The organism is Allorhodopirellula solitaria, assembly GCF_007859855.1.
In the GTDB taxonomy this organism is placed as follows: domain Bacteria; phylum Planctomycetota; class Planctomycetia; order Pirellulales; family Pirellulaceae; genus Rhodopirellula; species Rhodopirellula solitaria.
This window is the reverse complement of sequence record NZ_SJPK01000008.1, coordinates 230,003-244,380: the sequence shown is the minus strand read 5'-3', so window position 1 is coordinate 244,380 and position 14,378 is coordinate 230,003. Positions and strand designations below refer to the sequence as shown.

Below are 14,378 nucleotides of genomic sequence, written 5' to 3'. Positions count from 1 at the left end.
AATTATTGAGTCTCATCGCGGGAGCTTGCATGGCGGCGACATCGAAGCAGGTCTTTCTTCGTCGCTCAGCGCAGGGTCCATTCAGTTGAGTCCATTGGACGGAGCCGATTTCATTGCCCGCCTGCCATTGCAATCTGATCACGCTCCCAATTTCTTGACTTCAATCAGTTAGCTTCATGCGCAACGTATTGATCGTCGACGACGAACCGAACGTTCTCTGCTCGTTCGAGAAAGCAATCTGCCAGCGCCGGGAAGATATCCAGATCACGACAGCCGATAACGGCGTGGGGGCAATTGCCGCGTTCGAGCGTTCCGTGCCCGACGCGGTGATCTTGAATGCTTGTCTGCCCGATATGTCAGGGCTGGATGTCTTCAAGCATTTTCATCATGCCGGCCCCGCGGTACCCGTCATCGTGGTCACTGCACACGCTTCGACCGACTTGGCCATCGAGGCGACCAAGCAAGGAGCCTTTGATTTCCTGGTCAAACCGGTTGATATCGAACACTTGCGGAGCGTGATCGATCGTAGCCTCCAGCATTCCGAGCGGGCTGATCCTTCGGGGACCTTCAGCGTGGAGGGGAGCAAGCAGCCCGTCGAGGGCATGATCGGTCAGTCACCAGCGATGCAATCGGTTTACAAGTCGATCGGACGCGTGGCCCCCGAGAATGTCACCGTTTTGATCTTGGGTGAGAGTGGCACGGGCAAGGAGTTGGTTGCCACGGAGATATTTCGCCACAGCCAGCGGCGATCCCGGCCTTTCTTGGTGATCAACTGCGCCGCGTTGTCTGAAACACTCTTGGAAAGCGAACTGTTCGGACATGAGAAAGGAGCGTTTACCGGGGCCGACGCTCGCCACGAAGGGAAGTTCGAGCGGGCTCATGGAGGCACCCTGTTTCTTGACGAATTAGGGGACATGAACCTGGCAACGCAGGCCAAGGTCTTGCGAGTCCTCCAGGACGGAAAGTTTGAACGGGTGGGAGGTAGCCAAACGATTGCTACCGATGTCCGGCTCGTGTGCGCGACCAATCACGATCTCGAGCAGCAAATTAAGCAGGGATTGTTCCGACAAGATTTGCTCTACCGGCTCAACGGATTCACGATCCCACTGCCTCCGTTGCGGGAGCGGAGCGAAGATCTACCGCTGCTCATCGAGCATTTCCTGAATCGTTCGAACAGAAAGTTCGCACGCCAAGTCACCAAGATTGCCCCCGCAGCAATGCAGCAACTGCTTGACTATTCTTGGCCTGGCAATATTCGCGAGCTGCAAAGCGTGATGCAATTCACCGTCCTGCATTCGATCGGTGATACCCTGACGGTGGACAGTCTCCCTGATCTGTTGCCACCGAATCAACGGCGACGCGATGAAGCAGCGGAGGGCGAGCCAAACGTTGAGACTGGACAGGGACGCGAGGTGGAGGCAACCGAGCGAACGACGGCGACATCCTCGGGACCCAGTGGGCACCTACCCGACGTTGCCGATCGCGTTCATGAATTGATCGCTGCCAATGAGCCCAACGTGTTCCGCAACATCATTGACGACACCGAACAGGTGGTCATTCATGAGGTCCTGAAACATTTCCACGGCAACCAGGTTCAGGCGAGTCGAGCCCTTGGCATCTCGCGGACGACGCTCCGCGGAAAGATTTTAAGAGAATGAAGGTGACGTGAGGAAACCCAGACGTATCCCGTCAGGATTTGTAGGGAATAGCCGGCGGCTTGAGCGCAAGCGAACAGCACCGGATACCACACGAAAAAACCCCGTAAACATTGCTGTCTACGAGGTTTTCGCAAGTCGGGGCGACATGATTTGAACATGCGACCTCCTGGTCCCAAACCAGGCGCTCTGCCAGGCTGAGCTACGCCCCGATAATCTATCGTCGTGTGTCGTCAAGGAGCTTTGGGATCTCCATCGCGAGCGTTCAACGGCTCGCGGTTTGACTTCGCCAGAGATTAGCGGACAGAGTCGCTCGTGGAAAGGTTCAGTTGGAAAAAAATCTCAGATGACTCCCAAATTTTCCCCACAGGCTCGCTTGCCCCTGCGAATCACGAGTGCTTCTGTTGCTCGGCGACAGCATCGGCGGTTCCGAGTTGGGCGAGGACTTGCAAGATCCCATTGAGATGGGCCATTCGGGGCCCAAAGCGATCAATGAACTCGTTGAGCATGTACTCGCCGTCGACCAAATGTTCACCCGACTCGTCGATTTCATCGGTCACCGACTGGAGAAATTCCGTTTGGACTTCACTGAGTGTTTCGGCAGCCCGGCGGCAGGCACGCGAGAGTGTCGGATGGGCGTCCTTCCATTGCTGCAATTCGCCAGCCCGCTGTTTTTGCATCGCTGCGTTCTGCGCGACCAGTTCACTGAGCAGTTTATTCTGCTTCTGTTGCCCAGTCAGCATTTGCCGGAGTAGTTCGACGGTGAGTTCCTCGGTCGATGGGGGCGGGCTGGGTTCGGATTTCGCTGAAACGTCGATGCGAAACACGGGCGACATTGGGTTGTCTTCGAGGGACATGCTGAAAACTTCCTGCGGTCGGGCAAAAGAGGCAATAAAAATCGATTTCAAATGGATCGATGTCGAATGATTTCAGCAGGAGAGTATAACCACCGTCAGCAGCGATTGTCGACCAAACCTAGCAATTCACGTCGAGGCGGGATTGGAGGTGCACTCTCGTGCTGATTCCGGCCGCAGGACGGCGTCGGGAAGCGTGACGTCAAATCGAGTGCCGATCGGTCGATCAGCGGGATCCAATGTCACGTTTCCACCGGTGGGGTTCTTGCTATCGACGATCTCAATCCGTCCGCCCATTGCTTGAGTGACATTGCGTACCAGGTAGAGCCCCAGCCCGGTTCCGGGTTTACTGCGTTCGAGTTCATTGCCTAGCCGGATAAATCGACCGAAAACTTTCCGCCGCAGTTGCGTGGGGATTCCCCGCCCATTGTCACAGACCGAAACCGTCACATCGCCGCTCTGGTCTGCATTCATCCGGCCGATCACATGCACCCGTGGTGGGATGCCGCCGTATTTAAAGGCGTTGTCAAGCAGATTGCGAAACAGAATCTCAACTTGGATGGGTGGCGCCGTCAGGACGATGTCTTGGCAATCGATCTCGACGGTGTCTGGGGGCTGTTTGTAACGCACGCATGCTGCCGTACTGAGTTCCGTCAGCAGCTTGGGCAAATCAACTTCGATAGCATCTTCGGAGGCCGCGCCCCGCTCCATCCGTGCGGCTTCGAGCAGGTGATCGATGAGGAGATCGAGTCGTTCGACGTCATCAAGCATGATTTTGTGAAATTCAGCTTGTTGGTCTGCGCCCACAGTGCGACGCGTCATGGTTTGCAGATACAGCTTCAGCGACGCGATTGGACTCTTCAACTCGTGAGTCACCGCGTCAATGAAATTTGATTGCCGCCGATTCAGATTGAACGCTTTCACGCTCAGTGTCAGGTAGGCGATCACGCCGGCGAGCACTGCGATTAGCAGGACCGATCCCGCCAACAACATCACCCAGAAGAGGAGGGGCGACTCCTTTTCGCGTAAGATCCCGAAAAGATTTCCCGTTACCCACACCGCGAGCAAGATCACCACGAGGACAATCAGCACGACCCCCAAGGTGACCGGAGCGCGGAGTGTGATCGGCCGTGTCAGCGGCTGGTTCTTCGCTTTGGCACGCGTGCTCGACTTGGGCTCGCCCGCCGCAAGTGGCTCGGAGGTCGGTTTGGGTGGCGTAGGCACAGACAGATTTCCGAGTGGACAAACGAACAGTTTCTTAGATGCTTCGAGGCGTCTGAGCCCCCTTCGAAGATACCGCGATCGGCCGCGGTGTCGCGTGGATCAATCGCGAAAACACGCAAACTTGAGCCTTACTATCCGATTCCGGATCACTTCGATGATTCGGGCAATCCGCTGCACCACGAAGGGGAACCTCGATTATTAGCACAAAAATTCGCGCTTGCCGATGACGCAGGCCGCTCAGTCGGCAATAATACCAATGTGTCCGGTGGATGACCGGTTTGTGTAAACGGAGATTTCTAATGCGCGCTCAAGCTCCCCAACGCCAATTTTCCGATCGAGTGCTACGCCAGGTTCGCCTGGATAGCGGTCGTGCACTCGAGCGGGCTCACTTTTGTCGAGAGAGCAGTGAGATCATCAATCTCCGCTGTGTCGACGACCGTTGCGAGAGTGAACGGCAGTTCGGCAACCAGCTTTGGTATTTCGAGGGGATCGGCGTCGACGATCACTCCGAACGCCGAAACATCCACGGCGTCGTGGAGTATTCCATTCAGTTTGGCATCCAAGAAATCGTCGAAGACGGAGTTTTTGATACCGCTGGGGAACGGGAGAGATTCCGGCATCTGTACAATCGCGAAGTGAATTCTCCTTCGTGGCGTCAGCCGGCCAACCGGCTTTTATTGGCGGCATTGATCGCGATGACTGCAGCGGTATTGTTGGCATTGACGTTGCGGAACTGGCTTACGTGAGCCCAGCAGAAGCGTCATCCAACAGTATCATTTCGGTCGATTGCCTCGAAAAGACTTATCGGGGTGGAGGTCTGCTGCGGCGTAGCGATGTGTGTGCATTGCAGGGCGTCTCGCTGCATGCCGACGCCGGCCAAGTGTTTGGGTTGCTCGGTCCCAACGGGGCTGGCAAGACCACCTTGATCAAGGTCCTGTTAGGTGTGATTGGAGCGACGGGCGGCAAAGCCTCTCTGTTCGGATTGCCCGCAGGATCGTCTGCGGCACGGCGCCGGGTTGGCTACCTCCCGGAATCACTGCGAGTCGACCGCCACCATACGGCTCGATCCGCGCTGAGCTTCTATGGCAAGCTCAACCGGCTCGACTCGCGCACGATCGCCCGACGCAGCGACGAATTGATTGACCTCGTAGGGCTACGGGGGCGTGATCGCGAGAGCGTCAAGCGATTCAGCAAAGGCATGTTGCAGCGGCTCGGTTTAGCCCAGTCCCTGATGCATGATCCGGATCTGCTGATTCTCGACGAACCCACCGACGGGCTCGATCCGGTAGGACGCAGTGAGGTGCGGCGGATTATTGAGCAATTGAGAGACGCGGGCAAAACAATCTTTCTCAACAGCCATATTCTGCATGAGGTTGAACTCATCTGCACGCACTTGGCGATCATGGCCAAGGGCAAAGTATTGGCAACCGGACCGATCTCCGAGATGGACGGCCCCCTCGGCCCGACCGCCACGCAGATCGCTGTTGAGATAGAGTTTGAATTGCCCAACGAGACAGACCATTCGGAACATTCACCTGTCGATAGCAAACATCAACTCGATCGGCCGGCAATCATTTTTCAGCCAGCCATTGAGGACAGTGTGGTCTGGGTGGGAGAGCCACTGGATGTCGACAATGGCCGGTCGCGTTTCCGATGTCGGTTCCTTTGCGAGGATCGAATGGCTGTCGATGAGATTGTCGACCGACTGCGGGGCGCCGACGGATCATTGATCCGCTTGGTCCCCCATCGACAATCCCTCGAAGAGACATTCATGCGTCTAGTTCAGTCGCAAGAGCAGGACAACGTGGCATGAGCCCCTATTTCGCGGTCATTACTGATTCATTCCGCTCGGCGTTAGCATCGCGTGTTCTGTGGGCAGCGTTCCTGGCGATCTGGGTGCTGCTGGCGACACTCGCACCGATTGGGCTGCGTGAAGACTACACGACCACGTTCCGTTGGTTCGATGTGCACAACGGCACCCGCATGAAGATCATGCTCGCCGAGGGGCTCACGGCGGCGGACGCCGAAGAACGCCCGGCCGGTCGGATCGCGGCGGCCATGCCCGAGGAGCTGCAGCGACAACTGCGCCGAGTGAAACAGGGCAACGAAGTTCGCATCCGATTGAACCTGTTGACCGACGCACTCAATGATCTCATCGAGTCCGATAGCGCGAAAACCGAGCGTGACGGAGCTCACTCAACCGCCGATGCACCGACAGAGCCGCCCGCTTTCGCTTGGTATGACGCCGACGCCTGGTCATCGACAGTGCGTCTGCGGGAGTTGCGGCAGCTTGACGAGACCGCCGACTCGGAGCTCTCGGATTCACTGCGGCAACGTCGTAGTCGGTTGCGGATCGAAGCAGCTCTTCCAGGCGTTTTTGAATCGCGCAGCGTGCGATCGATTTTATTGACCTACGCTGGTCTCGAGTTTCCCACAGATTTCCAAATCGATCGCGCGCAGTTTGACACGCTCTTCAACCAGTTCGTGATCCCACTGCTGGTCAACTGGTTACTCGGGCTAGTACTCGTCTTTCTAGGTGTCTTGGTCACCGCATCGATCATTCCCGACATGCTGCAGGCGGGCTCGCTGCATCTGTTGCTGAGCAAGCCGATTTCGCGCAGCGGCTTGTTGATTAGCAAATTTATAGGCGGTTGTGCGTTCGTGACGCTCTGCGTCTCCCAGTTGGTGCTGGGGCTATACCTAATCGCCGGAGGCCGGCTCGGTGTCTGGAACGGGCGGATTCTGTGGTGCATTCCCATCGCCGTGGTGATCTTTGCAGTTTTCTTTAGCGTCTCGGTGTTGGCAGGACTGAAGTGGCGATCCTCGATCATCTCCATCGCTGCTGCCGGGGCGTTGGCGGCGGTGTGCATGGTGGTCGGCATCGTAGGCGGCGTGGTCAACGCCCGCGTGGTGGAGCCAGATCGTATCGTTGGCATGACTACCGCAGGAGACGACCTCTTTGCAGTCACCGGCGGCAGCGGATTGACGCGTTTCTCGCCGGCGTCGAATCAATGGATGCCGCTGATTGAGAGCGAGGCGGGATCGCGTGACCGCGTCCTACAGCCAGTCGCTCTGGGAACGGATCACGTGATGACGGCGCGGATTCGCAACGGGCGTTTCAATCCATTCGGCTCAGGCTCGCTCGATCTCGTTATCCTGTCGAGACGCCACGATTGGAAGCCGCAGCCGAGCGTGCGGCTGCCCGACGCCACCGAACGGCTTCTCCGTTTAGACGAGCAATCCATCGCTGCGCTGAGTTCTGCCGACATCCTCGTATCCGACCAATCGTCGATTCTAACTGCGATCGGTGAAGAACCTCTCACTTCACCGGGGGAGTCCCAAGCCGATCAACCCACCGGCTCGACGAGCGAAGCCCGCGCCGCTCGCACCGACGGTTCGATCCGTTCATGGTTTCAATCGCTGCTGACACCGCAGGGAGAGGCAGCGAGTTCGTTTCTTTCGATCCTGCCTCCTGATGTTGTCTTGAGCCCTCCATCCCGCGTCGTCCAGGTGGCTGGGGAACGCAGCCTGATTCTATTAACGACCGATCGTTTGCAGCGTATTTCTGCCGAGAATGGCGGCGGGAATTCGCAATGGGCCACGACCGATCAAACGGCGCTGCCGCGAGCCGAGGACCGAGCCCCACCGGTCGTGGCGGCGTCACAGCGATGGGTCGTATTAGCCCAGGGAGATCTGCCTGTGCGGATCTTTGATGCGGTGTCGCTTGAACCGACCGGCCAATGGGACACAGAGGCTCGCGAGCCAGACGTGCCGGGCACGCCGCTGGAGCTGATCGCGATTTCGGACGATTGCTTCTTGATCCGCACCTCATCGGGACACTGCGATGTCGTCGAGGTGACTGGATCGACGGTAAACCATCTCGCGGAACTGCCGATCGACGAGATTGAATCCGTCCACTGGCAACCCGAGGCTTTGCGGTCCGGTGCGGCCGCCGGTACTCTGACGGTTGCCCACGACGTAGACCGCATCACGCAGTTTTCGATCGAGCGACCCGGTGGCTCCTCCGACGAACTTCGGATAGTCAAGGCGGACTCGGTCGCACCGTCGCTGTCGATTTGGCGGTGGGTGGACTTCTACGTTGTCGGTGCACTTGAGTGGTTGACGCCGCAAGTGGTGCAGCTCGGGGATACGTCGGCAGCCATGGTATCAGGCAACGATTCCCTGGTCATCGGTGACGGGGAATCGGGAACGCCCGAAGTGGTTCGCTACCGAATCGCAGCACCACTAGCGAGTTGTGGTATCTTCATCGCTGCGATGCTGCTGATTAGCTGTGTTTATTTTTCGCGAAGTGATTACTAGAGAGATTCGATCGGTGACTGCATCTCCCAACGCCCCTGTGCCTGAGTCATCCGCTTCGCGGCGCGTTGATATGAGTGACGCGCCGAGGATGCAGGTGTACCGGTCGGCCGTCGACTGGTGGTTAGCTGTGTTGCTCGCATCACCCATCGTCATCGCAACGGCCATCGGCATCATCCTCATTCTCAATGGGCGCGCTGCCGATGCATCGAGCATGTTCCTGACCGCTGCGGCAGTTTTGATCGCGACAGGCGTTTTCGTCGTCCCCTGTCGGTACACGTTTCTCCAAGACGCCCTGTCGATTCGCTGCGGCGTGATCTGCTACCAGGTTCCCTACCATGAGATACTTAGTGTCCAGCGAACTTCGACACTTCGTAGCGGCCCCGCATTGTCGCTCAGACGGGTAGCGATTGAGACCGACAGCCGGGAGCATGTCGTTTCGCCGGTACTCCGCGAGAAGTTTATCGAGCAGTTGCGGGCGCGTATCGGCGGTTAGGAACGCGGCAGCGAGCGAATCTCGTAGTGCACGCGGCCGCTTTCGCAGGGTTCCCTCCTTGCGGATCACGCGATACTTCGCGAGGTGAAGCTTAACGAACGCCTCGCGGCGATGTACGGCAAAACACCTACTCTCTCCACCGTGTAGAATGGCTGCGGCCGATGGCACCTTGCCGACTCCGCCGACTCGCTCGACTTTCATTCGAGTGTAATTCCTCTTCGATCACGAGACCTACTGATGACGTTCGCTACCCCGATTCGAATCGGCATGCTGTTGATCGCAGCTACGCTCGCTGGCCGCCTGGATGCCGCAGATCAATTTCTCGTGATCGGAGGCGGCTACGCGCCCTCGGGCAATCAAGCCTCGCTCGAACGGAATGTTCTGTTCTGGCAACGGGTGATGTCTGAGAAGCAGGTCCCACAAGAATCGCAAAGCGTTTTTTTTGCTGACGGGGACGATCCAGACGATGACCTGCAAGTCATTGACCGAAAATCGATCCCGAAAGCAAACCAGTGGATGGCAGAATTCCTAGGCAGCCTATCGGATCTGGGATTGTCCTACCGCAACCACCGAGTCCCCCACGTGGAGGGAAAAACGAGCTTGCAGAATATCCGGGGGTGGTTCGATCAGGAGGGCGCGTCCATGGAGGACGGAGATCGGTTGCTGATCTATGTCACCTCGCATGGCAATGACAGCAGAGAGCGGAATGAACCTCACAACACATCGATCTCGCTGTGGGACGGGGAGCGGTTGGACGTTGAGGAGTTCGTCGAACTGCTCGATAAGTTATCTGACGGCGTGCAAGTGAGTGTGGTCATGGTCCAGTGCCACGCCGGCGGCTTCGCGAGGCTGATCTACAACGAGGGCAATCCAGACCGAGGATTGTCGAAACAGTCCCGGTGCGGATTTTTCGCCACCGTCTATGACCGGCCCGCGGCGGGATGCACTCCCGATATCGACGAGTCAACCTATGTCGAATACAGCACTTACTTTTGGGAAGCGCTCGCGGGCCATAGCCGTATCAATCAACCCATAGAGCCACCGGATTACAATGACGACGGCTATGTCTCGTTCGATGAGGCGCATGCCTACACGATCCTACGCAGCGACACGATCGATCTCCCGGTCAGCACCTCGGGAGAATTTCTGGGGATCGAAAGCATGTTCCAGGACGAACAGCATCCCGATCTTCTGCCGCGGGAATTGGACTATGACGAGGTACTCAAATTTGCAACAGCGTCGGAACATGCGATTCTCGAAGGGCTGTCGGAACAACTCGAATTGTCAGGTCCCGACCGACTTAGCGACGCCGATCGAATGACCAGAGAGAATCGCTCGCGGGGACGCTCACGTGGTCGCTATCGAGGCCGCCGCGACGACCCTGCCGAACGCTTGCGGAGGCAGATCGCATCTCATCTTCGCCATCGTTGGCCCGAACTCGCCAACCTATTGAACCCAACTTCAATTGAGTTGGTGACGTCCCGCAGCGATGAATTCATCCACGCCGTGGAAGACCACCCTGACTATGAGCGTTATCGCGAATTGGCACGGGCCGAATCCCAGCAACTCGACGAGCAGGAAAAGCGAGTCAAGTATGAACGGTTCGTCATGGCCGTCGAGAACGTGATTTTACGCGAAAATCTCGTGCGACTGGGTGATGCCAACGCAATCGATCACTTTCACAAAATCGTCGAAAACGAAAACGGCAGCTTGCCGCGAAATTGAAACCTACTGCATCTGCCGCTGGCGATATGAGACGAAACGGTGCATGGGCCCACGTGGTTCGTAGTCACTGGCCGCATCCGCTCCACCTCGTCCGTCGAGCTGAAGTTGCCCGGCAATGAGATTGATCGATTCGATGACCAGCGGTGTGATGACGAAGTGAGGATCCTCCTGTGGAATTTTCACCAATGCGATCGGTCCGTTTTGCGTGAAGTCCCATCGCACATCCAGGTCACCGCTCGCTGCCTCTTTGCTGATTTTCCGCACAAAGGGATCGAGCGGCAGGGGCAGGGCACCTGCCTTGAGATCGTACAAAGCGATCGCTAACAGGTTCGGCTCCTCGGTCATTTCAACCGAAACCCGGCATGAAACGACGGTATCCCAGCTCTTGGAGACGTACCGTGCTGCTGCAAAAATCTCGCCGTGTTGGATCGCGATAGCGGGATCGGTGACGCCGTGGGAAAAAAGACGACTAAATCTCTCAGGAAATTCACTTTGGATCCATGCATTGATTTCGTCTTCACCAAAAGAGGCTTTCCAATGCCCACCCTGTAAAGATTGTTTGCGAACCTGTTCGACATCGTGCTCGAGCTGGTTGCGAGCAATCTCTGCATTGGCCGCAGACTGGCTTCTCGCGCGGGTGTAGAACTCAGGAACTTGCTGCGACTGGGAAACGGCCCACCAACTGGCACCGCCAACCATCACGCCACTAGCGGCAGCCAAGCTGAATCCAAACCACAACCAACGGTTCTTAAAGAGTTTTTTGGCTCGGCTCATCGGTGCTCCACAGGGGCGAAACGAATTACGAAGAAAAGGTCAATGAGTAATAGAGATCATACCCAGCCCCAAGAGGCTGTGTGGACATCAGAACTTGAGCGGGTCGGGCAACCACCGTCGAATTTTCCCGGAGAAGGAGCCAGCCGATTCGCTCGTGTCGTGAGTCACTGTGGGAGCGGAAACCGATGCGCGTTCCTGTGCCGACGGCAGGGGGGGTAACTGCGATACGGGCAGCGAGACATCTGAAACCCCGACTTTCGAATTCGCCCCGCCCTTCCGCTCCGGCGCCTCTCCCCATGCAGGGCTATCCCTCCGAACGGCTCGGAATCGATCTCCCGCATCGCGGTCGTCTGACGAGCGTGCGGTCTTGCCATCTCCTTTGTCGTCGAAATTCGCTGGAAGTTGGGCGATACGCAGCAGATCTTGCGCCCAATAGTTGTTCAGCAGCCTCGCGGCGGGTTTTAAATTGGAGTGTTGCACCCCCTGTACGGCTAGATACGCAAGGCTTTGCAAATCGGATCGCTCGCTAGCACTCGCGAAATAGTCCGTGACGACAATATCATCGATCCAGACGACCGAATACGACAGATTGTCAATCGTGATACGCAGATTCTGGTCCTGGTACGGGTCGACGTCGAGCCATTCGAGCACAAACCTTCCCGGCTGCCATTTGCCGTTGCGGGGGACCTGCACTGTCGCACTATGACGGATTGGCTGCCCATTGCGTTCTCCCTCGATCGCGACTCGAAGCTCGATCAGATTGGCCTTTGGGAGTGAATCGCCGCCCGATTTCTGGGAATCCGCCAGCTGCGGTGGTTCGCCGCGCAAGGACATCGAGATCCCCAAACGCCCGGCGGTCGGCTGCGCAATCTCGCGACTGATCAGCCATGCGGAGGCCCCCGAGTGGGTCTTTCCACTCAATCGAATCGATTGGCTACCTTCACTGCAGACCAACGTGTCGATATCGACAGCGCCACGTGGGTGGTGGGCATGCATCCAGCCAGGCACACCAATTTCATGCGGCAGTTCAAAGCCACCATTGCTGACAAGATTTCGGCACTCGGATTGAGCTACGCCGCGCAGCGTAGAAACTCTCCGCTTCTCGCTGGATGTCGACGAGTCTTTCTCAACGGTAGAGACGGCCTGTGTCAGACGCGATCGCTGGGGATCGCTCGACGCGACGGCGCGACCGATGCCCCATCGCTCTCGCGACCAAAACGACGCATCATCTGGAGATTCCTCAGACGACGACGCGGATAGGTTCGTCGCACGGACCGCTGAGGCTTGACGGATCAGCGTGCGTTGCGGACGCTCGCCCGTCGCCGCGGCGACTTGATTCGACATCGCATTGGACCGCGCCGAGATACACGCCAGTTCACCGAGGATCCCGAGATTCTCGACGATCGTCGTGACTTGGCGAGTTACCTCCGCAACGCGGCGTGTGGGATCATCCGTTTCCGACGCATACCGCATCGTCGGCGAGATTCGCTGTTCCGCGAAACAGACTACCATGGACGAGGCGGGGATCATGAGCGACGACCCTCGATTCGACGTCTCAGGCGACACGACTGGCACCGTCCCCACCTCCGAGGGTGCAGCCGATGACCAGCGAACGAGATCTGCGAGCGGGAACCGAACCCTCATCGGCCAGGGGGCCTGATTGATACAAACCAACAGGGTTCCTTCCCCGATTCCAGCATGCCGCACCTGGACCAAGGATCGTTCAGACATCCCATTATCTTTGCCGTCGCTAGAAAGGCGAGAGTCCTGCAGCCATCGGGAGTCGGCCGACCAACAGGCTTTCCATAACCTCCCGATATCGCCTGCCGTGCAAGAACGCGATTCCGTGTTCCTGCACAACATGGTTTCATCGACGACCAATCCATGCTGGTCGTTTGACTTCGAATGACGGATACACCATGACGACCAATCCGCCCGCCATGCGTCTGCTTGAAATGCAGCGTCGTGATTTGTCACGGGCGAGGGAGGAGAATCGACTACCGCGCCGCCCATCGATTCGCTCGAGGTGGCGTTGAGTTCCATGGCGATATCCGAGGAGTCTTCAAAGCCAAAACAGAGGAGATCCGCGTCGGGCGCCGCTCGCACGTCAGCGGGGAACTGACTGGAGATCGTTCGCAGCGGCGAACGCAGGAAATTGGCCGCTTTCCGCATCGAAGGCGAATCTTCGTCCGGTGGCCACGACGCCAATTGCTGCAGATCCACCAGTTCCACTGCGGAACCATCCTCAGGTACCTTCATCGATTCGGCTATCGGATTGAATTGCCACACCTCCAGTTCGACTTGCCTGGCTTTCGCGTAGAGGCACTGCATCAGAAGCATCTCGTGTTCGTCGGCGGTCGCCGGTGACAGGCTATCAATCGCAATACCATCGGCTCCGGCAGTGACGATTTGATCAAGCCGCTCATCCATTCGGTGCAGGATCTCGAACCAGCGTTGAGATGGGCTCATTACTTCTCGATCAGAACGGCTCAGAATGCGTGTCAATGACGACATGCCAAGGGTGGAGTACGTGAGCGATTGGCTATTCGCGTTCATGTCAGTAAAACCAGCCCAACGTGCCAATAGGCGACGGCCGAAAGGAGCAGGCTGCTCCGACGCGTCGAGCGGTGCGGCAGTGGCCGAGGCTGCGTCCGTTCGCTGGCTGGCTGGGACACGCGGCAATACGATCACTGGCCAAGTGCGTTCACCGAGGGCCTGGTCGGACGGGAGATGGCTCTCATCTGCGTCTCCACGCTGCCATGTTAGCAGCTCTCGAAAGCGAGAACTCACCGAACCGGCCGGTTCGAGCACAAGCTCGTAGACACCGCTGGGTAGTGGCTCAGAAAACTCGAACGCCCAGTATTCGGTTCCAGCCGGATTGTCTTGGATTGCTGGGTCGGCGGTCTCCCCGGTTGCCGGGACAAGCGTTAGCTCACATTTCTCGACCACTTTCTGGTCGAGCATCGACACTGCCAAAAGATTGAATTTCGCCTCGGAATCACCGTCCTCAGAGGGCGCATCGCTACCCACGCGGTGTTCTTCTCCTAGCACAATCTGGCCACGCGTTTGATCCGATCCCGCCGTCAGGACGACAGGCAATCGAGCCGGGCCGTCCGATCCCGTGTCGGTCGCACCGGCTGTCAAAACCAAAGGCGTTTGAGCATCCCCGGCGGATGCAACGCTCAGAGCGGTAACGATCATCGCCGCCACGACACCAGGGCGGACAACGCTGGACGGAAGAAAGACGCTGTTGCTTAGGTACCGAAACACAATAATTACGTCGCTCGCGCTCGAATAGGATCATGGGAGAGACAGAGAAAAGGACGACATCGA

10 protein-coding genes and 1 tRNA gene are annotated in these 14,378 nt (G+C 57.7%); 6 read left to right on the top strand and 5 right to left on the bottom strand.

Annotated features, from left to right (window positions below; translation table 11 throughout):
* Nucleotides 1-176 precede the first annotated feature (176 nt).
* On the top strand, nt 177-1,658 hold the full coding sequence (locus tag CA85_RS16270; RefSeq protein WP_146392382.1) for a sigma-54-dependent transcriptional regulator: 1,482 nt from the start codon (nt 177-179) through the stop codon (nt 1,656-1,658).
* Between the two features lie 135 nt (nt 1,659-1,793).
* Here the strand turns inward: CA85_RS16270 and CA85_RS16265 are convergent.
* The 3 genes from CA85_RS16265 to CA85_RS16255 form a co-directional block, all read right to left on the bottom strand.
* A tRNA-Pro gene (locus CA85_RS16265) sits at nt 1,794-1,867 on the bottom strand.
* A gap of 177 nt (nt 1,868-2,044) precedes the next feature.
* Nucleotides 2,045-2,512, bottom strand: coding sequence for a hypothetical protein (locus CA85_RS16260; protein WP_146392381.1), 468 nt, complete (start codon nt 2,510-2,512; stop codon nt 2,045-2,047).
* Between the two features lie 126 nt (nt 2,513-2,638).
* Nucleotides 2,639-3,733: a sensor histidine kinase gene (locus CA85_RS16255; protein ID WP_146392380.1), complete on the bottom strand. Its 1,095-nt coding sequence runs from the start codon at nt 3,731-3,733 to the stop codon at nt 2,639-2,641.
* 299 nt (nt 3,734-4,032) lie between these two features.
* On the opposite strand from CA85_RS16255, the gene CA85_RS16250 reads away from it, so the two are divergent.
* From CA85_RS16250 to CA85_RS16230, 5 genes are all read left to right on the top strand, one after another.
* Nucleotides 4,033-4,479 carry a hypothetical protein gene (locus CA85_RS16250; RefSeq protein ID WP_246112858.1) on the top strand — a complete coding sequence of 149 codons (447 nt, stop codon included), beginning with the start codon at nt 4,033-4,035 and terminating at the stop codon, nt 4,477-4,479.
* Nucleotides 4,476-5,546, top strand: a complete 1,071-nt coding sequence (locus CA85_RS16245; protein ID WP_146392378.1) for an ABC transporter ATP-binding protein — start codon at nt 4,476-4,478, stop codon at nt 5,544-5,546. Before CA85_RS16250 ends, CA85_RS16245 begins: the two co-directional genes overlap by 4 nt.
* Entirely contained in the window at nt 5,543-8,053 is a 2,511-nt protein-coding gene (locus CA85_RS16240; RefSeq protein WP_146392377.1) for an ABC transporter permease, read from the top strand. Before CA85_RS16245 ends, CA85_RS16240 begins: the two co-directional genes overlap by 4 nt.
* Nucleotides 8,054-8,066: 13 nt before the next feature.
* Entirely contained in the window at nt 8,067-8,546 is a 480-nt protein-coding gene (locus tag CA85_RS16235) for a PH domain-containing protein (protein ID WP_246112857.1), read from the top strand.
* Nucleotides 8,547-8,783: 237 nt separating this feature from the next.
* A complete protein-coding gene (locus CA85_RS16230; RefSeq protein ID WP_246112856.1) occupies nt 8,784-10,271 on the top strand; it encodes a hypothetical protein in 1,488 nt (495 codons plus the stop codon).
* A gap of 3 nt (nt 10,272-10,274) precedes the next feature.
* On the opposite strand, the gene CA85_RS16225 is transcribed toward CA85_RS16230, so the two are convergent.
* A complete protein-coding gene (locus tag CA85_RS16225; RefSeq protein ID WP_146392376.1) occupies nt 10,275-11,045 on the bottom strand; it encodes a hypothetical protein in 771 nt (256 codons plus the stop codon).
* Between the two features lie 87 nt (nt 11,046-11,132).
* Entirely contained in the window at nt 11,133-14,315 is a 3,183-nt protein-coding gene (locus CA85_RS16220) for a hypothetical protein (RefSeq protein ID WP_222435464.1), read from the bottom strand.
* Between the last annotated feature and the right edge of the window lie 63 nt (nt 14,316-14,378).

Excerpts from the sequence above, each read along its gene's own strand:
- CA85_RS16270 (WP_146392382.1), top strand. The coding sequence starts at position 177 with ATGCGCAACGTATTGATCGTCGACGACGAACCGAACGTTCTCTGCTCG.
- CA85_RS16260 (WP_146392381.1), bottom strand. The coding sequence starts at position 2,512 with ATGTCCCTCGAAGACAACCCAATGTCGCCCGTGTTTCGCATCGACGTT.
- CA85_RS16250 (WP_246112858.1), top strand. The coding sequence starts at position 4,033 with ATGCGCGCTCAAGCTCCCCAACGCCAATTTTCCGATCGAGTGCTACGC.
- CA85_RS16240 (WP_146392377.1), top strand. The coding sequence starts at position 5,543 with ATGAGCCCCTATTTCGCGGTCATTACTGATTCATTCCGCTCGGCGTTA.
- CA85_RS16230 (WP_246112856.1), top strand. The coding sequence starts at position 8,784 with ATGACGTTCGCTACCCCGATTCGAATCGGCATGCTGTTGATCGCAGCT.
- CA85_RS16225 (WP_146392376.1), bottom strand. The coding sequence starts at position 11,045 with ATGAGCCGAGCCAAAAAACTCTTTAAGAACCGTTGGTTGTGGTTTGGA.